Below are 26,527 nucleotides of genomic sequence, written 5' to 3'. Positions count from 1 at the left end.
AGTGGGACAGCTCAAATGGGCCCTGTCCCACCTGTCGGGTCAGGCTACAGACGGCTGCAACACCCCAGGGTGTTGCAGCTACCCGAGAGGCTTCGGCGGCGTGCGCGTGTGCTGAGGCTCAGCGTGCTCATTTGCGAGTCGCTCTGCGTTTGGGAGGCGCGGCCAGCCCCTTCGCAACCCTTCGCCTAACACCCGCCGGAGTCGCTGCGTCGTGCTGTGCGTCTATGTGCCGTGCGTCCTCATCAGGAGACCACGTAGGAGGCTCGCTCGGCTTGAATAGGAGTTTGGCCGCCAGCTTCGAGAGTCTATTTCTTCCCGAATTGTCACCCAAGTAGCTCAGCCTAGGCCGAGAGGCCAATTCGATTGCTAGCCACTCTCTCGCACCGCGAACGTCAAGTGCATCAACCAGAGCAGCCACGAAAGCATGAGCCTCGAACAAATTCAGCGTCGTTGCTTCGTAGGGCTGGATCCCCTTCACCCAGTTGTAATAGGACCTCCTGTACCCTCCAGCAACATCCGCAGCCTTCGACTCCGTCAAACCCAGCCAATTGGCCAGATCCTCCACAGCCGCGAGCGCTCGTTCGGATCGCGTCTCTTCACGCCGTGATGAGACACCTCGCTCAAGGCCCTGAATTGAGCGCACCAGCTCACGCCGCAGCATTTCATCGCGCTCCAAAGAGGCCCTGGTCCAGTGCTCCACATGCGGGTAGAGGTCCTCGACCACCAGCTGCGACGCACCCGTATACCGCCCTTTGAACGGATCCAGAGTGGACGCCATGTTCGCCGGAACGACCAGGTTCGGAAGTACATCAAGTATCTTCTGCAGGTGATCCCGCACCGCTGCTGCAGCGGCGATAGCCGGGGCCAAACCGCCGCCAACGCTGGCGTAAGGACTGATCACACTTGATGGAGTTTGATCAATTTCCCAGTCCCTCGCGTAGCTATCCAGGATCTCAGAGACGGTACTCATTTAACCCCCTAGGCGTAGTAGCTGCGCAGCACTTCTGTTGTCTCCATTTCAAATGCGCGGAGAGAATTCAGATGCAGTTTCTCCACGGAATTCAGAATGGATTGCACATCAAATGAGCGTGAGCCCTGGCGAGCAGAGTCATTATCCAGGACGTAGGTCAGCCCATTACCCTGCCCAAGCTGCAGTCCATGACGAATCACCAAACTTTGATGCGCAGAAGGGAGTACTTCCACAACTTGCATGGCCGCGCGGAAGCCGTCTCCCAGGCCCTCGTAGAGCTTTTCTTGGAATAGTTCTTCGCTGATGAACTTGCGCCAGTCAAGTGGTGCTTTCACATCAGGATGCGTGATCTGATTGACATACCTCAACCCGATTCGATGCTCCAATGCCGGCGCCACATGCTCTCCCACTGCGGCCGCCAGTTGCTCCAAGCGCTCTCGAAACTCACTCCATCCGTTGTAGGCAACCGTTTCGAGGGCAAAGTGATCAGGCTGAAGTGAAACGGTCCAACGCCCATCGGGCGTCTTGAGCTGCCAGCCACGGACGGCGGGGGTCTGCGAAGCGGTTAGGCCCGTTCCATGCGCAACTGCGAGGTTGAGGCCCTGGACCACGTTTTCTGTCAGCTCTGTGGGCCAGTCGAGGGCCGCCTTGACCTTGAGGGCCCTGGCCGCGTCGCTAGCTGCATACTCCGTCTCGTGTCTAACTTGGCAGACGACCAACACTACGGGGGGGCGACTGAGCCGCCGATCTTCCGGCTCGCGCGTAAGCCAACCCATCACTTGCACCCCTGCACCGTGCATAGCTTCTCCACCAGGCCCCCCAGGCTAACTTTCACAAACCTGCACTCCAGACTGTCCCGCCCAAGTCGGCTGACTGTCAACCGCAACATCAGTAGACGAGATAACTTAAAGTGAACTTTGCTCACTCATTGCTAAACTTCTGATGCGGCTTGGCCAACGCCGTCAGCCGTCGATAGTCACTCACGGACAATTGATCGAGGCGTTCGAAGCGAGGTCCAAGGATGGCGAGGCCGTCGCCCGCGCTCTCCCGCAGGCGGTCTACAGCTTCCCGCCACCATCGCTGCGTCGCAGCACTGGGATCGCTTCCATCGGAGAGCAAGATGACCTCTACCCGCCGAGGATTCAGCCGGCTGTCCACGGATACCGCCCACTCAGCGATCTCGTCGTCCATCGCTTGCGCCGCCTCGGGCTCGCCTGCCCGCAACTCCCCCAGCAGCGTGCGTAGTGGGCGCGCCACGAAGTCGATGAAGGCGCGGCCCATGGCCGGGCGCTCACGCAACCAGGCGATGGCACGCCCCACCACTTCCTGCTCATGCTCGCTAGTGAAGCCCTTGAGAGGCTTCTGCCTCGCCAGCCAGCCTTTCTCAACCGGATACTCGATCCTCAGGTCAGCGACCCAGAAGCCAGCGGCATGCTCGGTGAGCCGCGGGACGTGCAACAGGTAGTTGTACTTGCCTTCGCGCACGAGTTTCCTCTTGCCGCCATCCACGGCCGACAGATCCACGATCGGGGAGAGCTGTACGAAGGGTTTCAGTGGAAGCGCTGCATCGGCTTCTGCAAGGTCACACGTGCCCGACGTGATCAGCGCCCACCGAGGAGAATCCTCCTCGTCCACCTGCATGGGCATGTCGCCCTCATGGTCAAGCGCGTAATCCCTGCTGGTCCGCGTGACAGGGCATGCAGGGCTGCCATGAAAGACGAGTTGAGGGCACGGAACCACATCGCCTTGCGTCAGCTCCTCCAGAGCGCTCAGCACGCCTTCGGGCCAGCCGTCACGCGTCCGCGGCAACCCATCATCGACGAAGCTAGCCATCTGGCCCCCCGGCCTGTCAGGCAACTCCGCAGCGGAGTTGGCACTAGCCCCCTTGTTCGTTCAAGGAGTACGGGCAGTCACGATACTGGACCTCCGCGTATACCTGACACTGCGCCAGATCATGATCACGCAGGCAGGGCCTCGCCTGACTCACATCTCAGCGACGAGAGTTCGAATCGACCACGCCTGGGTCACAGCAGGTTGTTCGCGTGAGGAGTGTGTGAGTACCAAGCCCGCTTGCCAACGGAATGCCATTCGCGCAGGTCAGAAGCACGACACCTGCTAGCGACCAATGCCCTCCGGAGCCGTGTGCGCAGGTTCGAATCCTGCCGGGGGCACTCCGGATCAAGACCCTGACCTGCAGGAATGCAGATCAGGGTTTTTTGCGTCCACGCCAAAACGCACACGGTCTTTTGACCGTTGCTCTTTTCGAGCCGCTCGACGACCCGAACGCTGTGGCTATTCCCTTCTGTTGAGATATTTGTGCTGGTCAGGTGCCTTTCAATTGGCATTCGATGGCCGCGCTCGGCCTAAGAACCCAACCGTGATTCGAACCGCAGATCCTCACGGCGCTGCTTCGCGGAAACCGCCATTGACCTGCGAAATGCGTCTGACAGTGACACGAAACACACACGGTTTCGTAGGTCGTCACCGTTTCGGCCCGGACGGTACTGATCCACCTCAGGCAGCTGGTCGTACGCGCGCAACGGGCCTTCGATGCGTTGGTTGTTGAGGGAAAGGAGGACCTCGACGCTCTAGCCCGGTCGGCTGGGCGACTTCGGCGGGGTCCGCGCCCGCGCACAGCCAGATGGACAAGGCCGAGTGTCGCAAGTCGTAGGTGCGGGCCTCGCGCCAGACCAGCGATAAGCGGTGCACCGCGCCCCGCTGGAACACTCACCCGGCGACAGGCCGGTCGACGAACTGGCCCGCACGCTGCCCCGGCGTCGCGCACTGCAGGCGGGACCTGGCGAGGCGGCAGCGAAGCTGTAGCGGCGAGCAGGTGTGAGCGGAAACCTGGCGCTCCCTCCGTCGCCAACGTCGCAGATTCCGGCTTGGCACGCGCGGCTTCGCGGCGAGCCAACGCACCCGGCGGCCCTGAACCTCGTCACGAGGGGACATCGGGCCGGGCGCCTCAGTGCTCAGCCTGGTGTGCGTGCTGGAGAGCTTCTCTGAGCTGTTCAATGCTGGGGGCGCCGGCGGCACGCCCGTCGGCGTCGCGGTAGATCCGGCACGACACGCTGGCGGTGGCGTTCGGCGCGGCGAAGGGGTCGGTGCCGTTGATCAGCAGGGTCGGGGATCCATGCATGCCATGCCGGGCCGCCTGGACCTGGTCGGTGATCACCAGCACGTCAATCCGGGCGGCATCGTCTGGTGCCACCTGCTCCAGGCACTGCAGCATCGCCTCAACGTTCGGGCAGTCCGGCACCGCGAGCACAGTGAGTTCCATGATCTTCCTCTGGGGCGCTGCGGGTTGGCCTTGTAATGGCCACGGTAGATCTCCTCCTGCAGAGAACCGTGAGCGCGGTCACCGAAACCGTGGAACTGTCGTGCATAGCGTGGCAATACGAGGCAGGTCTCAACCGAGGCACGACGAGGAGCATGGCCATGCTGCGGGCTGTATGGAACGGCACGGTGATCGCGGAAACCCCGCGCACCGTGATAGTCGAGGGCAATCACTACTTCCCGGCCGAGGCGCTGCACCGCCAGTACTTCACCGAGAGTCGCACTCGGTCGTTGTGCTTCTGGAAGGGGCTCGCCCGGTACTACACCGTCACCGTCGACGGGCGGACCAACCCGAACGCGGCCTGGTACTACCCGCACCCGAGCCCCCTCGCGCGCCGGATCAAGAACCATGTCGCGTTCTGGCAGAGCGTGAGGGTCGAGGGCGAGCCGGAGAACGCGCCGTGACCGGCCGTCGCCTGGTCCGGGCGGGTGCCTGGACGGTGGGGGCCGCAGCTGTTGCCGTCGGTGGCTATGCCGGGCTGGTCTCCGGCGCGCTGCCTGTCGACCTGGGAGTGGGCCGGCGTATCAGGCGGCTCGGGCCGCAGACCGTGGATATCGCGGCTCCCCGGGAGGTCGTTTTCGAGGTGATCGCTCAGCCGTATCTGGGGCGGTCCACCCGGGCCATGCGGGAGAAGGTCCAAGTGCTGGAGCGCGGAAGCGACATGGTGCTCGCGGCCCACTCCACCCCCGTGGGCGGCCGGTGGACGGCCGTCACGGTCGAGACGGTCCGCTTCACCCGGCCCGAGCGCATCGACTTCCGTCTGGTGCGCGGGCCGGTGCCGCATGTTGTCGAAGCGTTCGTCCTCACCATTCACGCGTCGGGTACGCGCCTGGTGTACGAGGGAGAGCTGGGCACCGACCTGTGGGCGGTCGGGCAACGCTGGGGGCAGCTGGTCGCCAGACGCTGGGAGGACACAGTCGCGGCGTCGCTGACATCGGTCAAGGAGGAGGCCGAACGGCGCGCGGCCCGCCGGTGAGTTCGAGGATCGTGTCGAGCGGGCTGTGGCCGCTCATACAGAGGATGAGCTGGCCCCGCTGCTGGCAGATCTGCCCGCGGACGCGGCCGAGACTGCCGCTTCCACCGGCTCGCCATCATTGCGGCATCGGGTGGGTGACCGGCTGGTCCGGGCGCTCAGGTGCGCGGTGTTCTGCTGGCTGCCGCCACCAGCCGGACGTGATCAGCCCGGGCGATGAGTGGGCACGTCGATCCGTGATGCGCCCCACACCAGCGTGCTGATGAGCACCACCAGCGTGAGCGGGTAGAACACCGGGCGGAGCGGGATCAGTACCGGCAGGAGCGCGGCGGCGGTGCCGGCGCCGAGGACGAGCAGGAAGGTCGGTACGCAGCAGGCGAATCCGAGCAGGAACGCCGGCAGCACGCCGAGCAGCCGCGCGTATCTGGTCCGTCGGCAGGAAGTCCCTTGCCGCGCCGCGAGCCCGGCGATCGCGGCATTGCAGCCGACCAGCGCAGCCACGATCGCGCCGAGCAGCAGGTTGAGCGGGCTGAGGAACACCTCCACGTATGAACTCGGGTGCAGCGCGAGCACCGGCTCGAACAGGTACGGCGCCCGGGCCTGGAACAGTTGCTCCCAATCGGTCTGGAACACGGGGACGCCAGTGAAGCGGCCGGAGGCCGACACCGCGAGATCACCGATGGAGAGCAGGTACGCCACCAGCACGACGGCAGCGGCGAACAGCCCGATCCGACGGTGGCGGCGTACGGCGAGGGCGGTACGCACGATGCGAGGGGTGGCCGCGGTGGCGGCGACCGAGGCGTCCCAGGCATCACCGGTCCTGGCGAGGCCCGCCAGTAGCATCTTCATTGCCGCACCTGGGTGTTCGGGTAGAACGCGTACCAGGCGAACCACATGGAGTCGAGGAAGTCGGCGGGCTCCCACCGATCGACGCCGCCGACGCGCTGGAGGACCCGGGCGGTGTCAAGCTTGTCGTCCCAGCGCGCTTCGAGCTGCGTGCCCGCGATCTCGGCGCGCACGGTTCCAGCTGTGCGGACGAGGTCCTTGTGGATCGCCAGCCGCTTCTCGCCGACCCGCACGCCGATCACCACGTCCTTGTCGGGGAAGCGGTCGCTGGTGGCCAGCACCGGGAAGAACGGGCGACCCCAACGTAGTAGCCGCTGCGGTCCGGATAGGAGCCGTACGGATCACTGCCATAACTGCGAAGCGCGCCGGTGTCGGTGGACAGCACGCGGGTGTCGGGATGCGCGGCCCGCCACTCCTTCCACGTCGTCCACACCAACGGGACGGTGTCCAGCCGCGTGCCCTTGAGCGGACCGCTGACCGCCATGCCGAGCAGCTGCGGCCACTCCGAGCCGGTCTCACGGTCGTACATCAGCAGGTTGGAGTTGACCAGCCGGCCTGTGGTGCCGAACGTCAGCTCCTGCGTGCCGGGCGGAGCGGAGAACCCGATCACCGTGCCGGTCAGCGGACAGTAGGTGACGGCCAGCGGCTCGCCGCCCACGGTGTCGTTGACGACCTCGTGCCACACCAGCACAAGCTGCGGGTAGGCCCGGACCTCGCCACGGTACTCCAGTCCGAACACAGGATCGTCGTCGGCGAGGAAGTCCGCGTCGCGAGCCGGGACGAACCGCGGCCGGTCGACAGAGGGGATTCCGTCCTTGCCCGGCCCGCCGGAGACCGCCGCACCGGCCAGCGCTTCCAGCGACGGATCCTGCCCGGGCTGCACGGCTGTCACTGGCTCGGACGGGCGGTCCGAGATGGCCTGCCAGCCAATCACGCCCCCGCCCACGAGCAGGACGACGACTCCCCCGATTACGCCGGCGCCCTTGATGACCTGCCGCCGGGCCCGCCTGGGCTGCCGCTGACCGTTCACCGTGCATCACCCGCTTCGGAACACGGTTCCCACACTCCCGATGGTCCCGCGCAGCGAGTGCCCGTTCGGTGAGCGCGCTTACAGTTCTCGGCCTCGCCCCAGCAATAGCGTGGGGGCATGGTGCTGCGGATCGTGCTGGGCGCGCTGTACGCCGCGATGGCGGCCGGGCAGCTCGCCTCCTTCGGGCACATGCCCGGGATTCTGGCCGAGTACGGGCTGGTCGCCGGCTCGGGTGCGACCGCGCTCGCCGTGGCACTGATCGTGGGCGAGCTGGTGTGCGGGGTCTGGTTTCTGGCTCGCCCGCGGTCCCGCGCGAGGGTCCCGGTGTGGGTGTTCACGGGACTCGCGGTCGTGTGGGCGCTGCTGGCCGTGCAGGCGTACGCACGCGGGCTCACGGTGGCCAACTGCGGCTGCTTCGGCATGTACCTGACCCAGCGGCTGAGCTGGTTCGTACTCGCCCAGGACGCACTCCTGCTGCTCTACGCGGGGCTGCTTCTGCGCGGGGCACGCAGGCGCCCTGCCGCACCTGCCGAGTGCCCGGACGTGAGGGAGGAGGCCGATGCCTGATGTCCGAATCCCGCGAACCCTCCGGTCTGCGCGGCATGCCGGCCGCAATCGGTCGGGGGCTGCTGAAATTGCTGTCCTGCGCGGGCCCACTGCTCGTGGCGGAAGGGTGGCCGTCGCCGTCGGCGTTTCGCGGCGCAATGCGTGGCTGATCGCCGTCGGCACGGTGATGGTGCTTACCGCTGTCGTCCGCCTCCTGCGCTACCGGGCCCGCCGTGGTGCCGGGCAGTAAGCCGGTCGGTGGGCTGACCAACCGGTATGCCGCCTGGTCCTACCCGAGGCCGAGCCCTCTGGCCAGGAAGATCAAGGAACACGTGGCGTTCCTGCGGGGAGTGGTCGTGGAAGGCACACAGGAACCGGTGAAGGGCAGCGCAGTCGGCGCCTGGGGCAAGGCCCGTCAGCGACTCACTGGCATGTGCGGTGACCGAGCTTTCTTGATTACACGAGCTTCTCTTGAATGCTCGTGTCGATTTGAGCCGCGGCCCGTTCGTAGTGGGGGTGAGGCAGGAAGTGCCTGCCCATCACGAGGAGCATCACCATGACGCACTACCTGTTGTCCGTCCACAGCGTCGAGGGCGAGGCCCGCCCCCCGATGACCGACGAGGAGATGCAGCAGTCCCACAAGCAAGTCGGCATCATCGAGCAGGAGATGAAGTCGGCCGGCGCCTGGGTCTTCTCCGGCCGCCTGCACGGACCCGACACTGCCACCGTTGTGCGCATGTCCGACGGCAAGGTGCTGACCACGGACGGCCCCTTCGCGGAGTCGAGGGAACACCTCGGCGGCTTCTACATCATCGAGGCCCCGGACCTGGACGCCGCGATCGCCTGGGCGTCGAAGGTCACCGACGCCATCAAGGCGCCGATCGAGCGCCGTCCGCCCTCGTGCCGTCAGCGCTGCCGTCATCACCTTGGTTCGTGTCGGCGAGCTGGCCACCGCTTGACGAGTTCGATCGCTGATCGCTCGTATCACTCGTCCGGCGTGCTCCTAAATGCGCATTACGCGCATTGTGCTCAGAATTGATCGACGATGTGTTGTGTCTCCTTCACAGAGGTGGAAGACCATGCCGACGTATGTCTCGTTGCTGAACTGGACCGATCAGGGAGTCCGGGGCTACAAGGACACCTCGCAGCGCGCCGAGGCCTTCGCCGCAGCGGCACAGAAGCTGGGGGTGAAGGTCCTGAACCTCTACTGGACAGTCGGTCCGTACGACATGGTGGCCGTCGTAGAGGCGCCCGATGACGAGACCGCCACTGCGGTGCTCCTGCAGGTCGCCGGGTTGGGCAACGTCCGCACCTCCACCCTGCGGGCCTTCGGCCGGGAGGAGATGGACCGCATCATCGCCAAAGCCACGGGCTGAGGCTTTTCAGATCGAGGACCCGTTTCCCGAGTACGAGTGACCGCCCAGGGCGGGACACTCTGAAGCCCCTGGATCTGTCCCGGGGCTTCGCCATGTCGTGGGCCGACCTGTGCCGATGACCGGCTTTCCTGTCCACGAATAGTTCACGGACCCCGACATACGGCCGCTTCGAGTGGCATACGGCTGCACATACGCCAAGACCCCGTCTTCAGCTAAAGCGCTGATGGCGGGGTCTTGGGGCACCTCATGCAGGGTGCCCCCGGCAGGATTCGAACCTGCGCACACGGCTCCGGAGGGCGTAGCTCTATGAGGCTCGGCTACCCACCTCAGCTGCGAGAACGCTTGACCAGGCTTGGACCGGTGCCCAACTCACTCGCTACTCACTCGTGGTTGCCGATTGAGAGCCCTCGACTGCTTCGTCCCGAAGTAATCCGATCATGGAGCTGAGCTGAGCCCGGTACGAGTCTGAGCTGGCGAAACAGTCCCTGAACGTCCGTGGTTGTGCGCTGCAGTACGACCCCGTTGTGTGTCAGTTGGTGTTACATGCTTCCATCGGAAGGCGCCTTCGGCACCTGCGACCTATCGGGGTCAGCTTCGCTGACGCGCTGCAACATCCCGGGGTGTTGCAGCCATCTGTAACCGGACAGCCCGGACAGCTCCCGTTTTGACTGTCCGGTTCGTTGTTGCTGGTCAGAGCCTTAACCGGACAGTCGGACAGCTGGGACACTTCCGGAACGGTTCGGCACGCCCGTCACTAGCAATCCGCCCCTGTGTCCCCTGTCAGCAGTTGATCGACCCGTTGCTCGGTGCCTATGGGATGGCGATCTGAAGGGGCTGCTGGAGTCCGTACATCGCAGCGTGAAATATCGCGGCGAGTTCCCGAGCCCTCTCTTCGCTCTCGATCTTTGACAGAGAAATGTAGTCGGGGCCAACAGCGGCGCCGTCACCGGCAACACCGGTAGCGACCAGCTTGGTTACCGCGCCCTCGATGACGGCGGCAGCCTCGTTCGGGACAACGTGTTGGGACGTCGACATGGCATCGAGCTCCACCTTCGACCCGCCCCTGACGAGCAATGCACACGAAGACCATCTCGCTCGCCTTGGCTTCCTCGTAGGCGGTGCTGTGGGCTTTCACGGTGCTGCAGTTCGGTATCAGCGTGGCGCGGCAGGGGATTCCAGGCTTCGGCATATCTCCATCGTGACAGGCACTCACCGATCCGGAAGATGATGCGATGATTCGTCCGTGGTGACAGATGCCGAGTGGTCTCGGATCCGGAGGGGCCTGCGCTTCGGACAGGTTTTTGAGGGCACAGTCGTGAAGGGTTCTCGACCCGGTGCGATCGGGATCTTTGTGGACATTGGCCTGAGCGTCGGAGGCTTCGTCGACGTCCTGATGCTACCGAAACAGAGTGAGGGCTGGCCGGCGGAAGGCACGGTTGCCGAGTTTGAGATCTGGTGGGCTGACAGCCGCCATCAGATCCGGCTGAAGCCTTCCGATTCTCGGTATCTGCGGAGCACTTCACGGACTTCGTTGATCGCTTCCGCCCTAATTGGTCATCCGAATCGGCCATCCCGTTCGTGATCCTGAGCCTCCGACCCCCGATGAGTTGCGGGCCACGCTTCGCTGAGTCCCGAAGCAATCCGATCATGGATTCGACTTCTGCTGGGTTCGAGTCCAGCGCGAGCAGGGTCCGGTTCCCTCTCAGGGGAACCGGACCCGTTCTACTTTTTGCCGCAGGTGAGGCGTTAGTCACGCGTGTCGTGATATGCGAATATGCGGCGTGCCCCATGCTTCGGTCGCTACCCACTGCAGCACTTGAGTCTTACGGTCTGACCAGGTACTGGCTCAGGTTCAGGGTCTTGTCTGACTGCCCGTTGTACGTGAATCCGCCCCACGAGATGTTTTCGCCGTCAATGTATGGCGCTGATTCGCCGTAGCAGGCAAGGACTTGACCGGCTGCTAGCACCTTGTCGTAGCAGTAGGTGTTGGAACCGCCCCAGTTCGAGTGTGTATATCCACTCTTCATCGTGATACTTACACTGGCATTGTTTCGCACGACCAGCACCGGCTGCGCGGTGTAGTTGCTGTAGTTGATGACCATGCAGGTCTGGAAGAGGACCTTGGTGGAAACCACATGGTGCTCAGTGCCCCCGCACACGGAGTCGTCCGTCTTCACCCAGGGCTGCCAAGTTGGTGCAGCGGCGGCAGGACCGATCGCGAGAACTGCCGCACTGACAGTGGTCGCGGCCACTGTGGCTATTTTGGCCAGCTGATTAAGACGCATCACAACTCCTCTTCGTTCACAACTACTTCACCCGGCGAGCGCAGGTGGCAAGGAGCCTACATGCGTGGCCAGCTGTAACGACCGCCGGGGGACGGCTTTGCTGACGAGCTGAAGCATCCATAGAAAAGGGTGATTAAGTCGCCTGTACGCGGACACCCCGGACAGGCCGTCTCTTTGCTGTCCGATTGGTTGGACAGCTGAGGCACCAACCGCTGTAGCCATCGCAGACCCGGACACTCCGTCCGGGTCTTTCCGTATCGCACCTTTCACCATCGGGTGAAGCAGCCAGGTCAGAGACCGTCTGTCCGCTCTGCCGCCGTCTCGGTACGGTGAAGCAGGCCCCTACTCGCCAGGAGGCAGTACGGCGGCACGTTCAGGGACACACGCTCTGCTTGCCAACGGCCGTTATGAGGCTGCGATGCAGCTGGGAGACGCCACGGCGACCTGGCTGTCCCCGCGAGTAGCGGAGAACGATCCGGCCGCACTGAGCCTGCTCGGCATGATTCACCTTCGGGCCGCTGTCGCCGCAGCGCGGCACCAGGACCGCGCTACTGCCACCCGCCTCTTGAACCGCGCCGAAGAACTTGCGGACGACCTTGGCTCGGATGAGAACTACTGGCACACGACGTTCGGGCCGACGAATGTGGTCCTGCACCGCCTGTCCATCGAGCTGGACCTCGACAACGTCTCGTACGTGGTGGAACACGGCCGTCTCAACGTGGATCACATGCCTCAGGAGCGCAGCGTCTCCCACCGGATCGACTTCGCTCGCGCGCTCTCACTCGCGGGACACGGTGACGATGCCTTTGCAGAACTGCGCACGGCCGAACGCACGTCGCCGCAGCTCGTGCGCAACAATCCCAGAGTGCGCGAGACGCTGCGTGATCTGACCAAGCAGTCGCCTGTGACTGCGGGCTCTCGCTCGTCCGAGGTGTTCGTGATGGCCCAACGATGCAGGGCGGTGCAGTGAGTACTGGGAAGCGCGGAGTTCTCGGAATCGTGGGTTCGGCGGCCGACGGAGTGGAAGCGCTCCGCACTGGGCTGGTCGAGCCTGCGATGGAACGTGGCTGGCAGGTGGCCGTAACGCTGACGCCGACCGCTGGCCAGTGGCTGCGGAAGAGCGGCGAGGTTGACAGGCTGGAGACGGTGACCGGCCTGCCCGTACGAGATGAACCGCGGCTTCCCGAAGAAGCGCGGCCGCACCCACCGGTTGACTGCTACGTCGTAGCTCCCGCCTCGGCCAACATGGTCGCCAAACTGGCCACCGGCCTCATGGACAATCAGGCGTTGACGCAGGTTGGCGAAGCAATCGGGACCATTGGCTTGCCCGTCATCGTCTTCCCTCGGGTGAACGCGGCGCACGCCCGTCACCCGGCATGGGAGCGTCACATGGACACCCTGCGGGCAGGTGGGGTCCATCTCGTCTACGGGCCAGAAGTGTGGCCCCTGTTCGAGCCGCGTGAGGCACCTTCGGCTCGTGAACTCCCGTGGGCGGCATTGCTGCAGGCGGTGGACGCAGTCACTCAATGACGGATCGTCAACCCGCCTGACCTGCAAGGAAAGAGGACCCGGACAAACTGTCCGGGTCCTCTTCCGTTCCGGGCAACATGCTCAAGGCATGACAGGGACCACTCAGTACAGCGTCGATCCGGGAGGCATGACTCCCGCCGAATTCGCCTTGCTCAAGGCGAGTTTGGCTGCAGCGCGCGCCCGAGCGGACCAGCTGCTACGGCGGGCTGATGCGCTCACCGCGGCGGTGGTGTCTGGCCGTCGCCCACGGCTTGCTCAAGACGGTCCAGCCGCTCACCGAGCTGACGGAGAGCGTCATGAATCGAGGTGAGCTCTTCCGCCAGGGCGACGTAGGCAGGGCTGCTGCCCGGCTCGGTGCCGAGCGGTACCGAGGGGTCGCGGACGAAGGTCCCGCGTCCCTGCTGGGTGAGAACCAGGCCCTCATCCCGAAGTTGACCGTAAGCGCTCTGCACGGTCATGAGCTGTACGCCGAGATCTTTGGCGAGCTGCCGGCAGCTGCGACCCGGGTTCACGTTCGCCGTCGGTGATCTCTCTTCGGTACTTCGCTGCGATGTCCTTGGCCGTCGGCTTGGGTGCGACAGGGCTCGAATCCATAGACCCGAGGGTAACCGGACCTAGGTCAATCTCAGGTGTTCGGCGAAGCCTGTTGACAGTCAGATTGACATGGCAATCTGAATCCACGCCCGGAGGGCCCCGTGAAACGGGCCGGAAGGCAGCGGCTGTTCCTTGAGAACTCCATATGGCCACCGCCTCCGCTGATAAGGCGGCCCGCCCGGATCACTGATCCGTGCACTGCTCAACCCGACGGCTCAGCGGCCGAACGTGCCGCTGCCGGTTGCCTGATCCGCCCCTCTTGCAGGGGCGGTGAGGGGGAGCCGGATCTGCCCGACTCCGCCACGGCGGCAGGACTCCCCAGCAAGGTCGCCTGCCGCCCCGGTTCTCCCTGTTCCTCCGACTCAGGAGAGCTCTATGCGTAGGTACATCGGCGGTCATCAGGTCGTCAGCGATACCGATTTCGTCGAACTGGCCCTGGGTACCCCGGTTGAGCTGTGGCACCGGATGACGGTCCACGTGGTAGCGCTGACGATACTTTCACCGCCGCCAGTCTCCGGATCGGTGGGCAAGCTTTCTTCGGCAGGAATGCGCATGGTAGGCCCGTTAATATCCGGGTTAACGCCCAGACCAAGACTCACGCTGAAGCAGACGTATTCCAGCAGGCAAAGGACGCCGGGGCGACCGGAACCAGAGCGGTTCTGTATGTGGATCGAGATTTCTGCCGGTCGTGTGGTGCGACTGGCGGAGTCGGGTCATTGATGCGTGGCCTAGGCGTCGAAGAACTGCTGGTTCACTCGCCTTCAGGGATCTTTGTAATCAATGCAACTCGAAGACCTTCCACACCAAAACCGTTGGGATAGAACGCCGTGATTAGACTGGCAGGAGACGAGAGGTCCGGTTCAAAGACAAACGACTGGGAGGTTGAGAACCCCACGCTGGAGCGTATCAGCGAGTCGATCTCGGATCTCGATGGTCGACGGCGCACTGAGACTTCCATCACAGAGGACGATCCTTTTCGATATCTGTCCATTGCGGGTGGCCCGGACCTTTACCTGGTTACGGGGGAGTCAGCGGATGGGGATATTCTCCAGCTCAAGGAACCTGGCTCCGGTTCACACGAAGTGAAGCTCGTGTGCGGTGGTCAATTGGGCAACTTCGAGCGGTCCGACCTGGTGACGCGGGAACGGGCACTGAGGGCCATCGTGGATTTTTTGAACGGATTTCCTGAGGGCCTAGGGGCCAGTTGGTCGGTGGAATAGCGGCCATCGCCGGGGAGTGCGTGAACGGTCCGATGGGAAGCTGCCCCTGCCCATGACCTTTGGAGCGCGAGTTGCGTTGGAGGGCCAGGAGCGGGGCTTCCGGGCTCGCGCCGGCGACGGGACCGTGCTCGGCCTCGGCGACCTGGATGAGTTCGCTGGGATTGTCGCGCTCAATCTGGCGGGCGGCGGCGACGTAGGCGGACAGGCCGGAGGGGCCGCTGCGGGCCTTGGCGGCTTCGGCGATGAAATGGTCGGCCAGCGCGAGCCGGTCCTTGCCACAGAGTGTCGGACGTGCCGTGCCGCAAGACGGCGGGCTCCGGGTCGTAGGCGCGGAGGGCGCCCAGCGAGCGCCGGGTGGTGGTGGATTACCTGTTGAGGGGGGTGGGCGTCTGGACGAAGTCGGACACGAGTGGCCCACCTTGTGCTTTCATGCACGCATGCATTCCCTGACCGTGCAGGTGGACGGAGATCACCTGGCCCGCCTTGTTCGCAGTCCGCGCGCTGGCCTGACGGAGCTCATCTGGAACGCCCTCGACGCGGACGCGGACGTCGTCGATGGGCGACTCGAGTTCAGCACGCTGGGTGCCGTGGAACGCGTCCTCGTCGCAGATCGCGGTCACGGCATGTCGCCGGATGACGTGCAGCAGGGATTCGGCGCGTTGGGGGGCTCATGGAAGAGGTCCACCAGGACCACGCGGCAGCAGGGAAGACGCCTCCACGGAGAGCAGGGCAAAGGGCGGTTCGCGGCATTCGGCATCGGTGATGTCGTCGAATGGTGCACGGTGCATGAGGGAGACTCTGCGACTGAGACGAGAATCCGCGCCGAGCGCCACAACCTGCGCCGCTTCGACATCACCACCTCCCCGGCCGAGGGAGACATCGGCACCAGGGTCTCAGTTGTCTCGGTCAATGAAGCGGCCGGCAAGCAGCTTGAGCAGGACTCGCTGATCGATACACTCTCGGCCGAATTTGCGATCTATCTTGAATCCTACCGGCACGTTGAGATTTCGTGGCGCGGCCAGAAGCTCAATCCGGCGGCACTGCAAGTTGAACGCGAGGAATACGACCTGGAAGTCGACGGGCTGGATGACCGGCCACAACTTGTTGTCATCGAGTGGCGTCGCCAGGTCGACCGGGCCTTGTATCTGTGCGATGAGGCCGGTATGGCGCTCCACGATATCAAGCCAGGAATTCAGGCCCCTGGATTCGAGTTCACCGCATATCTCAAGTGGGGCGGATTCAGAGGGCATGACGTGTTGCTTGCCGAGTCCGGTCTGGAGCCCATGAGTTCCGTTGTCGTGGCGGCAAAAGAGAAGCTGCGTGAGCACTTCAAACGCCGCAGTGCGGACAAGCGCAAGTCGATCATCAGGGAATGGGTGTCGGAAGGCAGTTACCCGTACAGCGATGGATCGTCCTCTGCTGCCGAGAACGCAGAGCGGCAGGTTTTTGACATCGTCGCCTTCAGCGCGTCGAAAGTGATCAACGACGGTGACTTCCGTTCGTGAAAGTTCACTCTGAGGCTTCTCCGTGAAGCCCTCGCGTCGAACCCGGGGAATCTCCACAACGTTCTGAGGGGAGTTCTCGAACTGTCGGCGGAGCGCCTAGCCGAGCTCAGCGAGCTGCTCAACAGAACTACCCTCGCGTCGATCATCGCCACCTCGAAGAAGGTCGGAGATCGGCTCAGCTTCCTGGCCGGAATCGACACGATACTGTTCGATAGCGAGCCGCGGCGCGAGACGCTGGAGCGGAGGCAGCTTCACCGGATCCTCGCCAACGAGACGTGGGTATTCGCCGAGGAATACGCTCTGACCGGTGACGATGAGCCCTTGACCAAGGTGCTCGCGAAATATCTCCACTTCCTGGGCGAGGACGTCGAACTCGCCGGTCACACGCGGCCCGTGCTGCGTCACGACGGCACCAATCCGATTCCCGACCTTGTATTCACTCGCACGTGCGAGATCGCGCAGGACCGAGTTGAGAATATCGTCGTCGAGCTGAAGCGGCCGAGTCAGGTAATCGGTGCGGACGAGCTCATGCAGATCGAAAAGTATGCGCTGGCGGTCATGCGTGACGAGCGGTTCAACAAGCGGAACGTCTCGTGGGACTTCTGGATTATCGGCAACTCCCTTGACGAGTTCGCCGAGTCCCGCCGGAACCAGACAGGGCTGCCGTTCGGCTACATTCAGCGCACCGACCGTCATCGTGTTCGGGTGCGTACCTGGTCCGAGGTGATCAATGATGCCCGGCACCGTCTGAAGTTTGTGGAACGCAGCCTCGATTACCGGGCTAATCACGACGACGGAGTGGAATACCTGCGTTCAAAGCATGCCCAATTCCTGCCGCCCAGTCTCAGTGACGGCCCCGACCCGTCACCATCCTCGGAGGACGGCCAGGACTGATCTGATCGGCGCGTACTCAACCCCTCTCAGCAATCGAGCTGATGGAACGACCGGGTGGAGTCGTCGGGAAGCGCTCCGAACGGCCCGCCTGACCCGCACAGGGCGGGAGGCCCGGGCCGCCGCGAGGTAGGCGCTGTCAGTGGACGTCACGGACGTAGTTTCTCTGCGGCCAGGCGCCTGACGTACGCCCCGTGTGGTAGATGCCGGCCGGGGTCGCCTTGCGCCAGACCAGCTGGGGTGACGGGCACAGCAGGCTAGGCCGGAAGCCGGTGACCGTCGGCTGGCCGAGCGGCGGGTTGTGCGTGAAGCGCCGGAACTGTGCCCCTTTGTCGTCGGCTGCCTTCGCCAGGTTTTGTGCGCGGGCGTGGACCCGGCCGAGGTCGCCCAGCGGGCAGGGAACAGCGTGGAGGTTCTCCCGTCCCCGTACGCGAAGTGTCTCTATGACCGGCGCAGCGCAGCGTTCAGTATTGCTCGGTCTCCACGAAACCCGCGTCCGCGTCGCTATTCGCGCCGAAGGCGTCGGCAGCGGCGGTCGGGTCGAATCCGGGCGGGCTGTCCTTGAGGCCCAGGCCCATGCCGGCGAGCTTCGCCTTGACCTCGTCGATGGACTTCGCACCGAAGTTGCGGATGTCCAGGAGGTCGGCCTCGGAGCGGGCGACGAGCTCACCCACGGAGTGGACGCCCTCGCGCTTGAGGCAGTTGTAGGAGCGGACCGTGAGATCCAGCTCCTCGATCGGCAGTACCAGGTCGGCGGCGAGGGCGGCGTCCGTGGGGGACGGGCCCATGTCGATGCCCTCGGCGTCGATGTTGAGCTCGCGCGCCAGACCGAACAGCTCGACCAGCGTCTTGCCAGCCGAGGCCACGGCGTCACGCGGACGCATGGCCTGCTTGGTCTCGACGTCGACGATCAGCTTGTCGAAGTCGGTGCGCTGCTCGACACGGGTCGCCTCGACCTTGTACGTGACCTTCAGAACCGGCGAGTAGATCGAGTCGACCGGGATGCGGCCGATCTCCTGGCCCACCTGCTTGTTCTGGACGGCGGAGACGTAACCGCGACCGCGTTCGACGGTCAGCTCCATCTCCAGCTTGCCCTTGCCGTTGAGCGTGGCGAGGACGAGGTCGGGGTTGTGCACCTCGACACCGGCCGGGGGCGCGATGTCGGCGGCGGTGACCAGACCCGGGCCCTGCTTGCGCAGGTACATCACGACCGGCTCGTCCTGCTCGCTGGTCACGACCAGCTGCTTGATGTTGAGGATCATGTCGGTGACGTCCTCCTTGACGCCCGGCACGGTGGTGAACTCGTGCAGAACGCCGTCGACGCGGATGGACGTGACCGCCGCACCCGGGATCGAGGAGAGGAGCGTACGGCGCAGGGAGTTGCCGAGGGTGTAGCCGAAGCCCGGCTCCAGCGGCTCGATCACGAACCGGGAGCGGTACTCGTCGACGACCTCTTCGGTCAGGGACGGACGCTGAGCAATCAGCACGGGGTGTTGCCTCCAGTGGTTTGGCGCCCGCTATGCGACGCCGTAGACACCACGAAGGGTACGGGCGATACGGGCGATACGGTCTCCGCAGAGGCCGAACCGCTCGTATCGCCAACCCAGCGAGGAGGCTTCGGGCCTCCCTTCCTCCCGCCGTCCCCACGGCCGTTTCTGCTTTGCCCGCGTCCAGCTCGCGGGCGCGCAGGACGGCCAGGAAGGCCCCCCGCGGCCATGGCCGGGTGATGTCGTGATCATGGCGTTGGCCGGGACAGTTGGCAGGGGTGGTGTGCACCGCTCACAGCGCTGTGCCTAGCCGATACGTCCTGGCACGGAACCTCCGTCGCCTCAGTCGCTGTGCACGTCGGCGAAGACAGTCGTGGACCGGACGGCCGTACTAATCTGCGCTGTCAGTGCTGAGCCGGGACGCCGAGGTCGTCGAGGAGTCGGCGGACGCGGTGCTCGATGTCGTCGCGGATGGGCCGGACGTCGTCGACGGTCTTGCCGGCGGGGTCGCCGCGTGAGCAGCGAGCACATACAGATCGGCGAGGGCGCCGCACGGACCGAGCTGTCGCTGCGCACCATCCGGCACTACGAGAGACCGGCCTTGGCGTCCCCTCCGCCCGCCCAGGACGGCTTCCGCGTCTGCACCGAGGCCGACGTCGCCCGCCTGATGGTCATCCGCCGTATGAAGCTGCCGGGCTTTCACCCTCGACGAGATGCGCGGCCTGCTCGAGGCCACCGACCGGAGAGGAACTGCTGGAGCGGATACGCGGCTTCGAACAGGCCGCTCAGCAGCGGATGGTCGATCCTCGCACCCAGCTTGCCCGCGCTGAGGAGTTCGCGGATCTTCCCTCATGGGTAAAATTGCCGTAAAGATACGACGTAGCTTGTTCGGGATGCACATAGCACCAGTACACCTCCCGATCGTTGGGGCAGGGTTTCCTTTCCCAGAGGTATCGCGGCTGTCCCGTATCGGGGCCCAATGGTGGGAGTCAGGCCCTTCGCGCCCGCACCGGTCAGAAGAGGCACGCAATGGATCCATGGCTGATCTGGTTGATCATCGCAGCCGTGTTGGCTGCGGCGGAGATCTTCACCCTTACTGCTGCGCTCGGAATGCTGAGTGCGGCCGCTTTGGTCACGGCAGGGTCCGCCGCGGTCGGGCTGCCACTGCCGTTGCAGTTCTTGGTGTTCACCGTCGTCGCTACGATCACCGTGCTGTTCGTACGCCCCATTGCGCTGCGCCACGTCCTCCAGCCCCAAGCGAAGCGGTTCGGCGTAGACGCACTGGTCGGCAGGGCTGCCTATGTCGTCTCAGAGGTGACGGGCCTGGGCGGCAGGGTCCGCATCGACGGTGAGGAATGGACGGCCCGCGCCTACGACGAGACGCTGGTGATTCCTCCAGGAACGACTGTCGAAGTTATGGAGATCAGCGGCGCCACCGCGATCGTCTACCCCCGGGACTGAAACCATGGAAACCTCGGCGTTCTTGATTGCCGGCCTGATCGTCGCGCTGATCGCGGTTTTCACCGTGGTGCGGGCGGTCCGTATCGTGCCCCAGGCACGCGCTCGTAATGTCGAGCGGCTCGGTCGCTACCACCGGACCCTGAATCCCGGCCTCAGCCTCGTGATCCCTTACATCGACCGCGTTCATCCGGTGATCGATCTGCGGGAACAGGTCGTTTCCTTCAAACCGCAGCCGGTCATCACCGAGGACAATCTGGTTGTCGAGATCGACACCGTTCTGTACTTCCAGGTCACGGACCCGCGAGCGGCTTTCTACGAGATCGCGAATTTCCTTCAGGCGGTCGAGCAGCTCACGGTCACCACCTTGCGCAACGTCGTGGGATCCATGGACCTGGAAAAGACGCTCACCTCACGGGACACCATCAACAGCCAGCTCCGTGGCGTGTTGGACGAGGCCACCGGAAAGTGGGGGCTGAGGGTCAACCGGGTGGAGATCAAGGCCATCGACCCGCCGCAGTCCATCAAGGACGCGATGCAGAAGCAGATGCGGGCCGAGCGGGACAAGCGGGCCGCGATTCTGGGGGCCGAGGGGCAGCGTCAGTCGCAGATCCTCACCGCCGAAGGCGACAAACAGGCCGCTGTCCTGCGAGCGGAGGGTAACCGTACCGCTGCGATCCTCCAGGCCGAGGGCCAGTCCCGGGCCATCGACGAGGTTTTCCAGGCCGTACATCGCAACGATCCCGACCCCAAGCTGCTTGCCTACCAGTACCTCCAGGCGCTGCCCCAACTCGCGCAAGGCTCGGGCAACAATTTCTGGGTGATCCCCAGCGAGATCACCGCCGCACTCCAGGGCGTGTCCCGCGCTTTCACTGAGGTGCTGCCCCAGTCGCCGGCCACTCGCGAGAAGCCCTCGGACGACATGGTTGCCCAGGCCGCCAACGACAAGGCTCAGGCGGAAGAAGCCGCTGCCGCGGCCCTCGCCGACGCAGCCAAGGCCGAGGGCGTCACCCCCGATGCCCTCCCGTCTCACCGGCCTCGCTGACGGCGGGCGGCGTTTCTGCCAGCGCAACTCGCACACGGAAGCCTCCGAGCGCCTGACGATCTGGCAATCGCCGCTCGTCACCGTGCGCCGCTTGAGTGCACCCGTGCGGAGACATCCGGATGGGCCTACGCCCAGCCGCCCGAGTCGGACGAGTAACGCCAGGGCCGAGAACGCTTTCGGGTTGCCTGCTGCTCCGGTTCCACGCGCTCATCAAGGCGCCACCGTGATCGGCGGTACGTTTCTGCGCTGCTGGCGGTCAGCGTTATGGGGCGCTGCCCATCTCTGCAGCGAAGACCACGGGGTCGCTGTCGAGCCCTCGGACCATCTCGTGAAACTCCCACGCTCCGGAGGTATCCCGGGCGAACTCCGCGACGGTCGCGGCGGTGGATCCGGCGACCTGCGCGAACTCATCCTTCAGCAGCTCCTTGTACCCCTCGATAACGAGCACTCCGGCGTTCGATATGTCGCCGAATGTCTTTGGGCCGCTGTTCTGGTGGATCGCCACGCCTACGACCACCCGTGCGAAGGAGGGAGCGAGGCGATCGAGCTCCAGGGTCATCACTTCGACGTAGCCCAAGCCCTGACCGGTCTGGCTGTGCCGGCTCATGTTGATGGTGCCGTCCGGTGAGCGGCTGTCGAAGTGGACGACGTACCCAGGCCGCCCGTAGGGGGCATCCGTCGAGTACGTCGTGGCGATGATGTCGAGATGGTGAGGTGGCTGATTCCAGGGACTCGGGTCCCACTTGAGCCGTACCTGGGCCTTCCCCACTCCCTGGCTGTCGTTGCCCACCCGATTGCTGCCTCTCCCATGTCAAGCCACCACTGGATGGTCCCCCCCCGCAAGGTCAAGTATGGCTCTTGGCTGACCTGTTGAAGCCTTGTGCGGCTGGCTCCTGCGGCAGCCGGTGCGTTCCTCGGGTGGCACTGAAGTACTGGCCTTCCGGCGTCCCGTGCACGAACAGATCGGACCGCCCGGGTAATGGTGTGCAGGGCGGGGCAGGCACTCCGTCGATGACGCGGTCGAGGTGGCACTGGTTGTCCATGACAGGTTCGCCCGCAGACACTGGATTCGGGTATTCGGGCGGGTCTGTCCACACGCTGTGGACATTGAAGACTCTGGCTCGCTTGTCGGCCAGCGGGGACATGTATTTCCATGATCCTCCGCATATCTCGTCATGGGCTCGCCAGGCTCACAGCCGTTTGATCGAGCTCATATCACGCACCGTGGTGATCCGCGTCTGGAGCCCGCCGGAACATTTGCACCTCCGCCGGCCCCAACCGGGTGGACCGTATGGCCTTGGGCGACTGGGCCGACGGGTGGAATGAGCACCTGTCGGGACTGTCTGCCCAGGAGCCGGCCAGTTTTGCGCTCGGCGATCCTTGCCCAGGCTTGACATGTCCGGCCCTTCCGGGCGCGGTCACTTGGCACGGTGCGCTCGGGAGGCCGGGTGTCAGAGGTCCTTGGCGGGCCAGTCCAGCAGCCGGGCGCCGATCACCGCGGTCTGGAGCATGTAGCGGTGGGCGGGGTCGGCGGGATTGGCGCCGGTGAGTTTGTGGATGCGTTCCAGGCGGTAGGTCAGGGCGCGCACGCTGAGGGAGAGGCGGCGGGCGGCCTCGGCGGCCACACAGCCGGAATCGAAGTAGGCGGTGAGGGTGTCGAGGAGGGGCTGGGCGCCGCCGCGGGCCGTAGTGAGCGGGCCCAGAGTGTCGGCGACGAGGTCGGACATGGCTTGGCGGTCGCGGGTGAGGACGGGGTAGACCAGCAAGTCCGCGGAGCGCAGGACCGGGTCGTCGAGGTCGAGGCGCTCGGCGAGTTCGAGGGCGTTGAGAGCTTCCTCGTAGGACTGGACGACGCCGCCGGGACCGGGCTGGGGGCGGCCGATGGCGACCCGGCCGCCGTCGGTGGCCGCGTGCGCCTGCTTGGCGAAGTGGGCGAGTACCTCGTCCTGGTGGCCGGGGGCGATGCACAGCAGGCGGCCGTCCTTGGTGGTGAGCAGGACATTGCGGTCGCCGAACCGGGCTATGAGGGAGCCTTCCACCTGTCGGGGCACCGGGTCGCCCTCGTCGTAGGCGGTGGGGCCCTGAGCGACGGCGACCGCGTGAGCGTGGGACAGGCGCAGACCGAAGCGCTCGGCGCGTTCAGCGAGGCGGCCGAGGTCGCTGCGGCCGTAGAGGAGGTCGTCGATGAACTCCCGGCGGGCGGCCTCTTCCTGGCGCACGGCGACAAGCTGGGCGCGTTCGTATCCCTCGGCGAAGGCGTCGATGACCTGCTGCACGGCGGAAAGCGCGCCGTCGGCGGAGCCGGGCGAAGCGGGCCAGGCCGTGCGGGCAGCGGCCAGATGCGCGCTGACGAGGGCGCGCAGCCCGTGGCCTGCCTCGGCGGCCTGCTCACCGAGGGCGCGGCGGGAGGAGATCTCGTCCCGGGTGAGGCGTCGCCCGGTGGCCGACACCTCGGCCAGGATCTCGGCGTAACCGTCCAAATACTGCTCGGGAACTTCCCGGTCCGTCACATCGTCCCCCGGATTCTTGACGCGCCGGTGACGGTTTCTTAGCGGCCACCGGCATGCAGACCCTAATGAACACTTCCGGAAACCGGCAATGCGCGGCCGGGATCGGATCGTGCAGCATGGCTCGAGGGGGCACGGCGGATGGTTTCGATGCCGGACACCGGCAGGTGCCCGGCACCGAGGCCCAGAACGGCCGTGCGCTGTCGGAGACGACTGATGCGCGCCGCGGGTGGAAAGGGGGGCCAGGAGATGCGGACATTTCTGGTAGCGGCCACGGGCCTGCCCACGATCCTGCTGACCGCTGCCGTCGTCGTGGTCGTCTGCTTCTGGCTTTTGGCCGGCGTGGGGGCCGTCGGCATCGACAGCTTCGACACGGACGTGGACCTTCGGGCATGGCGCTTGGGCGGGGTGCCCGTGGCGGTCGCCTTCTCTGTGCTGACGGTGCTCGCCTGGTCTTTGAGTGTCGGAGCGGCGGTTGTGGTTGCCGTATTCGTGCTCCCCGGACCTGTCACCGGGCTGCTGCGCCTGGTGGTGCCCGTGGGAGCTCTGCTGGTCGCTTGGGCCACGACCTGCCTGATCGTGCGGCCGTTGCACTGCCTCTTCCCGGATGAACCCGCGCTGCCCGTGCTGAGCGAGGCTCGCACGGGCGACGGCACCGGGCTACGAGGTGCCGGGTGCCGCGATCAATATGGGGGCGCGTCCCGTGACGCCGTGCTCCAGCCGCGGGACCGCGCCGCCTGAGCCTCGGCGCCGCCGGATCTCACCTTCAGCCTTCCTCTTCCTCAACTCCCTTACGCCTCAAGGACGTATGCCATGACTGCCATGATCGTGGGCATCGGCGTGCTCGTCGCCGTCTGCCTCCTTGTCGTACTCGTTGTCTCACAGCTGTTCCGCAAGGTGGAGCAGGGCAAGGCGCTGATCGTCTCCAAGCTGCGGAAGGTCGACGTGACCTTCACCGGGCAGGTCGTTCTGCCGGTGCTGCACAAGGCCGAGGTGATGGACATCTCGGTGAAGGCCATCGAGATCACCCGGGCCGGCAAGGATGGGCTTATCTGCCGGGACAACATCCGTGCTGACATCCGGATCTCGTTCTTCGTGAAGGTCAACAAGACCGTCGAGGACGTCATCAAGGTCGCCCAGGCCGTCGGCACCGCGCGGGCGAGCGACCAGAAGACGCTGCAGGAGCTGTTCCACGCGAAGTTCTCCGAGGCGCTGAAGACCGTCGGCAAACAGCTGGACTTCACCGACCTGTACACCAAGCGGGAGGAGCTGCGGTACCGGATCATCGAGGTCATCGGCGTCGACCTCAACGGTTACCACCTGGAGGACGCGGCGATCGACTACCTGGAGCAGACGCCGCTGACCCAGCTCGACCCGGCCAACGTCCTGGACGCCCAGGGCATCCGGAAGATCACCGAGTTGACGGCCGTGGAGCACGTGCGCACCAACGAGGCCCAGCGCACGGAGGAGAAGGAGATCACTCGGCAGAACGTCGACGCGCGTGAAGCGATCCTGGAGCTGGAGCGCCGCCAGGCCGACGCCGAGATCAAGCAGAAGCGGGAGATCGACACCGTACGGGCCCGCGAGGAGGCCGAGACGGCACGGGTCATGGAGGAGGAGCGGCTGCGGGCCCAGGGCGCGTTCCTGAAGACCGAGGAGCAGCTCGGCATCCAGCGTGAGAACCAGGCCCGCGAGGTCGCCGTGGCTGCGAAGAACCGCGAGCGGGTCATCGCCATCGAGAACGAGCGCATCGAGAAGGACCGGCTCCTCGAAGTCATCGCACGGGAGCGGGAGACCGAGCTGACTCGGATCTCCGCCTCGAAGGAGGTCGAGGCCGAGAAGCGGGACATAGCCGAAGTCGTCCGCGAGCGCATCGCGGTGGACCGTACGGTCGCCGAGCAGGAGGAGTCCATCAAGAAGCTGCGCGCCGTCGAGGAGGCGGAGCGGCAGCGGCAGGCCGTCATCATCGCCGCCGAGGCCGAGGCGCAGGAGCAGCTGGTCAAGGACATCAAGGCCGCCGAAGCCGCCGAGCAGGCCGCCGTGCACCGCGCCGCCGAGGAAGTGACCCTGGCCGAGGCCCGGTTGAAGAGCGCTGACCTCGACGCGCAGGCCAAACTGCGGCTCGCCGAGGGTGTTCAGGCCGAATGCGCGGCAGAGGGGCTCGCGGCCGTCCAGGTCCGCGACAAGGAGGCCGAGGTCCTCGAGAAGGCCGGCCGCGCGGAGGCGGAGGCGACCCAGGCCCGGCTGCGTGCCGAAGCCGACGGTGCGCGGGCCAAGGCGCTGGCCGAGGCGGAGGGTATCAGCGGGAAGCTGAAGGCCGAGGCTGCCGGTCTCACCGAGAAGGCGGCCGCGATGGCCGCCCTGGACGACGCCTCCCGCGGCCACGAGGAGTACCGGCTGCGCCTGGAGGCGGAGAAGGACATCCGCCTTGCAGGGCTGGACGTGCAGCGGCAGGTCGCTGAGGCGCAGGCCACGGTGCTCGCCACCGGGCTGGAGAACGCCGACATCAGCATCGTCGGCGGGGAGTCGGTCTTCTTCGACCGGTTGATGTCCTCCATCGCACTCGGCAAGGGCGTCGACGGCTTCGTCCAGCACTCCGAGACCGCGCAGGCGCTGGCAAAGCCCTGGCTGGACGGCACGTCGAGCTTCACCGACGACCTCAGCCGTGTTCTCGGCGCGGTCTCCACGGCCGACGTGCAGAACCTGACCGTGTCCGCCCTGCTGATGAAGCTCATGAACAGCGGTGGCACGAACGCCGGACAGGTGAAGCAACTGCTGGACAAGGCCGGCGAGCTGGGCCTCGCCGACACCTCGCTCGCCGCTCTCAACGGCACCGCCAGGGCCTGACCTGCCGCCGGGTCCTGCCGGCAGGCCAGGATCCGAGCTGCGCCGACACGGCCCACCCGGCCCGTGGTCCGGAGCTGCCG

29 protein-coding genes and 2 pseudogenes are annotated in these 26,527 nt (G+C 65.4%); 18 read left to right on the top strand and 13 right to left on the bottom strand.

Annotation, left to right across the window (positions count from 1 at the left end):
• Window positions 1-127: 127 nt before the first annotated feature.
• The 4 genes from ACH492_RS08835 to ACH492_RS08820 form a co-directional block, all read right to left on the bottom strand.
• Window positions 128-970, bottom strand: a complete 843-nt coding sequence (locus ACH492_RS08835; protein ID WP_398984271.1) for a hypothetical protein — start codon at window positions 968-970, stop codon at window positions 128-130.
• Between the two features lie 8 nt (window positions 971-978).
• Window positions 979-1,770, bottom strand: coding sequence for a TIGR04255 family protein (locus ACH492_RS08830; protein ID WP_398984269.1), 792 nt, complete (start codon window positions 1,768-1,770; stop codon window positions 979-981).
• Between the two features lie 121 nt (window positions 1,771-1,891).
• Window positions 1,892-2,803 carry a hypothetical protein gene (locus tag ACH492_RS08825; RefSeq protein ID WP_398984267.1) on the bottom strand — a complete coding sequence of 304 codons (912 nt, stop codon included), beginning with the start codon at window positions 2,801-2,803 and terminating at the stop codon, window positions 1,892-1,894.
• A 1,132-nt stretch (window positions 2,804-3,935) separates the two neighbouring features.
• The gene (locus ACH492_RS08820; RefSeq protein WP_398984265.1) at window positions 3,936-4,250 is read right to left on the bottom strand and encodes an alkylmercury lyase; all 315 of its coding nucleotides are present in this window, start codon (window positions 4,248-4,250) and stop codon (window positions 3,936-3,938) included.
• A gap of 158 nt (window positions 4,251-4,408) precedes the next feature.
• Here ACH492_RS08820 and ACH492_RS08815 point away from each other — a divergent pair, with 158 nt between their 5' ends.
• Genes ACH492_RS08815 through ACH492_RS08805 form a run of 3 tightly spaced genes read left to right on the top strand, consistent with a single transcriptional unit; the run spans window position 4,409 to window position 5,500 of the window.
• Window positions 4,409-4,711: a DUF427 domain-containing protein gene (locus tag ACH492_RS08815; protein ID WP_398984263.1), complete on the top strand. Its 303-nt coding sequence runs from the start codon at window positions 4,409-4,411 to the stop codon at window positions 4,709-4,711.
• The gene (locus ACH492_RS08810) at window positions 4,708-5,283 is read left to right on the top strand and encodes an SRPBCC family protein (protein ID WP_398984261.1); all 576 of its coding nucleotides are present in this window, start codon (window positions 4,708-4,710) and stop codon (window positions 5,281-5,283) included. Before ACH492_RS08815 ends, ACH492_RS08810 begins: the two co-directional genes overlap by 4 nt.
• Window positions 5,284-5,308: 25 nt before the next feature.
• Window positions 5,309-5,500 (top strand): hypothetical protein, encoded by a 192-nt coding sequence (locus ACH492_RS08805; protein ID WP_398984259.1) that lies wholly within the window; start codon window positions 5,309-5,311, stop codon window positions 5,498-5,500.
• On the opposite strand, the gene ACH492_RS08800 is transcribed toward ACH492_RS08805, so the two are convergent.
• From ACH492_RS08800 to ACH492_RS08790, 3 genes are read right to left on the bottom strand one after another with little or no spacing between them, the layout of a single operon-like run.
• Window positions 5,485-6,129 (bottom strand): hypothetical protein, encoded by a 645-nt coding sequence (locus tag ACH492_RS08800; RefSeq protein WP_398984257.1) that lies wholly within the window; start codon window positions 6,127-6,129, stop codon window positions 5,485-5,487. The genes ACH492_RS08805 and ACH492_RS08800 overlap by 16 nt on opposite strands.
• Window positions 6,126-6,407, bottom strand: a complete 282-nt coding sequence (locus ACH492_RS08795; RefSeq protein ID WP_398984255.1) for a DUF3179 domain-containing (seleno)protein — start codon at window positions 6,405-6,407, stop codon at window positions 6,126-6,128. The genes ACH492_RS08800 and ACH492_RS08795 overlap by 4 nt, the downstream gene beginning before the upstream one ends.
• Complete coding sequence (locus ACH492_RS08790) at window positions 6,365-7,156, bottom strand: DUF3179 domain-containing protein (RefSeq protein ID WP_398984254.1); 792 nt, start codon at window positions 7,154-7,156, stop codon at window positions 6,365-6,367. The genes ACH492_RS08795 and ACH492_RS08790 overlap by 43 nt, the downstream gene beginning before the upstream one ends.
• A 117-nt stretch (window positions 7,157-7,273) precedes the next feature.
• Between ACH492_RS08790 and ACH492_RS08785 the strand changes: the two genes are divergently transcribed.
• The 4 genes from ACH492_RS08785 to ACH492_RS08770 all read left to right on the top strand — a co-directional run bounded on the left by ACH492_RS08785 (window position 7,274) and on the right by ACH492_RS08770 (window position 9,078).
• Window positions 7,274-7,723 carry a MauE/DoxX family redox-associated membrane protein gene (locus tag ACH492_RS08785; RefSeq protein WP_398984252.1) on the top strand — a complete coding sequence of 150 codons (450 nt, stop codon included), beginning with the start codon at window positions 7,274-7,276 and terminating at the stop codon, window positions 7,721-7,723.
• Window positions 7,724-7,935: 212 nt separating this feature from the next.
• Window positions 7,936-8,262: a DUF427 domain-containing protein gene (locus tag ACH492_RS08780; RefSeq protein WP_398984250.1), complete on the top strand. Its 327-nt coding sequence runs from the start codon at window positions 7,936-7,938 to the stop codon at window positions 8,260-8,262.
• Between the two features lie 50 nt (window positions 8,263-8,312).
• A complete protein-coding gene (locus ACH492_RS08775; RefSeq protein ID WP_398984247.1) occupies window positions 8,313-8,741 on the top strand; it encodes a YciI family protein in 429 nt (142 codons plus the stop codon).
• A gap of 40 nt (window positions 8,742-8,781) precedes the next feature.
• Window positions 8,782-9,078, top strand: a complete 297-nt coding sequence (locus tag ACH492_RS08770) for a GYD domain-containing protein (RefSeq protein WP_398984245.1) — start codon at window positions 8,782-8,784, stop codon at window positions 9,076-9,078.
• Window positions 9,079-9,888: 810 nt separating this feature from the next.
• Here the strand turns inward: ACH492_RS08770 and ACH492_RS08765 are convergent.
• Both ACH492_RS08765 and ACH492_RS08760 read right to left on the bottom strand, forming a co-directional pair.
• The gene (locus ACH492_RS08765; RefSeq protein ID WP_398984242.1) at window positions 9,889-10,128 is read right to left on the bottom strand and encodes a hypothetical protein; all 240 of its coding nucleotides are present in this window, start codon (window positions 10,126-10,128) and stop codon (window positions 9,889-9,891) included.
• Window positions 10,129-10,901: 773 nt separating this feature from the next.
• The gene (locus ACH492_RS08760; protein ID WP_398984240.1) at window positions 10,902-11,363 is read right to left on the bottom strand and encodes a hypothetical protein; all 462 of its coding nucleotides are present in this window, start codon (window positions 11,361-11,363) and stop codon (window positions 10,902-10,904) included.
• Between the two features lie 418 nt (window positions 11,364-11,781).
• On the opposite strand from ACH492_RS08760, the gene ACH492_RS08755 reads away from it, so the two are divergent.
• The gene (locus ACH492_RS08755; protein WP_398984238.1) at window positions 11,782-12,333 is read left to right on the top strand and encodes a hypothetical protein; all 552 of its coding nucleotides are present in this window, start codon (window positions 11,782-11,784) and stop codon (window positions 12,331-12,333) included.
• Between the two features lie 29 nt (window positions 12,334-12,362).
• On the top strand, window positions 12,363-12,893 hold the full coding sequence (locus ACH492_RS08750) for a flavoprotein (RefSeq protein WP_398984236.1): 531 nt from the start codon (window positions 12,363-12,365) through the stop codon (window positions 12,891-12,893).
• 215 nt (window positions 12,894-13,108) lie between these two features.
• On the opposite strand, the gene ACH492_RS08745 is transcribed toward ACH492_RS08750, so the two are convergent.
• Window positions 13,109-13,351 (bottom strand): hypothetical protein, encoded by a 243-nt coding sequence (locus ACH492_RS08745; protein ID WP_398984234.1) that lies wholly within the window; start codon window positions 13,349-13,351, stop codon window positions 13,109-13,111.
• 591 nt (window positions 13,352-13,942) lie between these two features.
• On the opposite strand from ACH492_RS08745, the gene ACH492_RS08740 reads away from it, so the two are divergent.
• The 4 genes and pseudogenes from ACH492_RS08740 to ACH492_RS08725 all read left to right on the top strand — a co-directional run.
• Complete coding sequence (locus tag ACH492_RS08740; protein WP_398984233.1) at window positions 13,943-14,308, top strand: deaminase; 366 nt, start codon at window positions 13,943-13,945, stop codon at window positions 14,306-14,308.
• 836 nt (window positions 14,309-15,144) lie between these two features.
• Complete coding sequence (locus ACH492_RS08735; RefSeq protein WP_398984231.1) at window positions 15,145-16,212, top strand: ATP-binding protein; 1,068 nt, start codon at window positions 15,145-15,147, stop codon at window positions 16,210-16,212.
• 321 nt (window positions 16,213-16,533) lie between these two features.
• Window positions 16,534-17,106 carry a hypothetical protein gene (locus ACH492_RS08730; RefSeq protein ID WP_398984229.1) on the top strand — a complete coding sequence of 191 codons (573 nt, stop codon included), beginning with the start codon at window positions 16,534-16,536 and terminating at the stop codon, window positions 17,104-17,106.
• A gap of 352 nt (window positions 17,107-17,458) precedes the next feature.
• A pseudogene (locus ACH492_RS08725) lies at window positions 17,459-17,668 on the top strand (hypothetical protein); the annotation flags it as partial.
• On the opposite strand, the gene ACH492_RS08720 reads toward ACH492_RS08725, so the two are convergent.
• A complete protein-coding gene (locus tag ACH492_RS08720; RefSeq protein ID WP_398984227.1) occupies window positions 17,568-18,590 on the bottom strand; it encodes a DNA-directed RNA polymerase subunit alpha in 1,023 nt (340 codons plus the stop codon). The pseudogene ACH492_RS08725 and the gene ACH492_RS08720 sit on opposite strands and share 101 nt — an antisense overlap.
• Window positions 18,591-19,104: 514 nt before the next feature.
• Here ACH492_RS08720 and ACH492_RS08715 point away from each other — a divergent pair.
• From ACH492_RS08715 to ACH492_RS08705, 3 genes and pseudogenes are all read left to right on the top strand, one after another.
• Window positions 19,105-19,460 (top strand): annotated as a pseudogene (locus ACH492_RS08715) (MerR family transcriptional regulator).
• Window positions 19,461-19,619: 159 nt separating this feature from the next.
• The gene (locus tag ACH492_RS08710; RefSeq protein ID WP_398984225.1) at window positions 19,620-20,051 is read left to right on the top strand and encodes an NfeD family protein; all 432 of its coding nucleotides are present in this window, start codon (window positions 19,620-19,622) and stop codon (window positions 20,049-20,051) included.
• A 4-nt stretch (window positions 20,052-20,055) separates the two neighbouring features.
• The gene (locus ACH492_RS08705) at window positions 20,056-21,093 is read left to right on the top strand and encodes an SPFH domain-containing protein (protein ID WP_398984223.1); all 1,038 of its coding nucleotides are present in this window, start codon (window positions 20,056-20,058) and stop codon (window positions 21,091-21,093) included.
• A gap of 262 nt (window positions 21,094-21,355) precedes the next feature.
• Here ACH492_RS08705 and ACH492_RS08700 read toward each other — a convergent pair whose 3' ends face one another.
• Together ACH492_RS08700 and ACH492_RS08695 are read right to left on the bottom strand one after the other, a co-directional pair.
• Window positions 21,356-21,883, bottom strand: a complete 528-nt coding sequence (locus ACH492_RS08700) for a TerD family protein (protein ID WP_398984221.1) — start codon at window positions 21,881-21,883, stop codon at window positions 21,356-21,358.
• A gap of 661 nt (window positions 21,884-22,544) precedes the next feature.
• Window positions 22,545-23,603 carry a PucR family transcriptional regulator gene (locus tag ACH492_RS08695; RefSeq protein WP_398984219.1) on the bottom strand — a complete coding sequence of 353 codons (1,059 nt, stop codon included), beginning with the start codon at window positions 23,601-23,603 and terminating at the stop codon, window positions 22,545-22,547.
• Window positions 23,604-23,849: 246 nt separating this feature from the next.
• On the opposite strand from ACH492_RS08695, the gene ACH492_RS08690 reads away from it, so the two are divergent.
• Both ACH492_RS08690 and ACH492_RS08685 read left to right on the top strand, forming a co-directional pair.
• Window positions 23,850-24,341 carry a hypothetical protein gene (locus tag ACH492_RS08690; RefSeq protein WP_398984217.1) on the top strand — a complete coding sequence of 164 codons (492 nt, stop codon included), beginning with the start codon at window positions 23,850-23,852 and terminating at the stop codon, window positions 24,339-24,341.
• A 72-nt stretch (window positions 24,342-24,413) separates the two neighbouring features.
• Window positions 24,414-26,447: a flotillin family protein gene (locus tag ACH492_RS08685; protein WP_398984215.1), complete on the top strand. Its 2,034-nt coding sequence runs from the start codon at window positions 24,414-24,416 to the stop codon at window positions 26,445-26,447.
• The last annotated feature ends 80 nt before the right edge of the window (window positions 26,448-26,527 follow it).

It is taken from the genome of Streptomyces sp. NPDC019443 (assembly GCF_044389785.1).
Classification (GTDB): Bacteria; Actinomycetota; Actinomycetes; order Streptomycetales; family Streptomycetaceae; genus Streptomyces.
The sequence above is the reverse complement of the archived record's forward strand: the minus strand, read 5'-3'. Positions and strand labels throughout refer to the sequence as shown.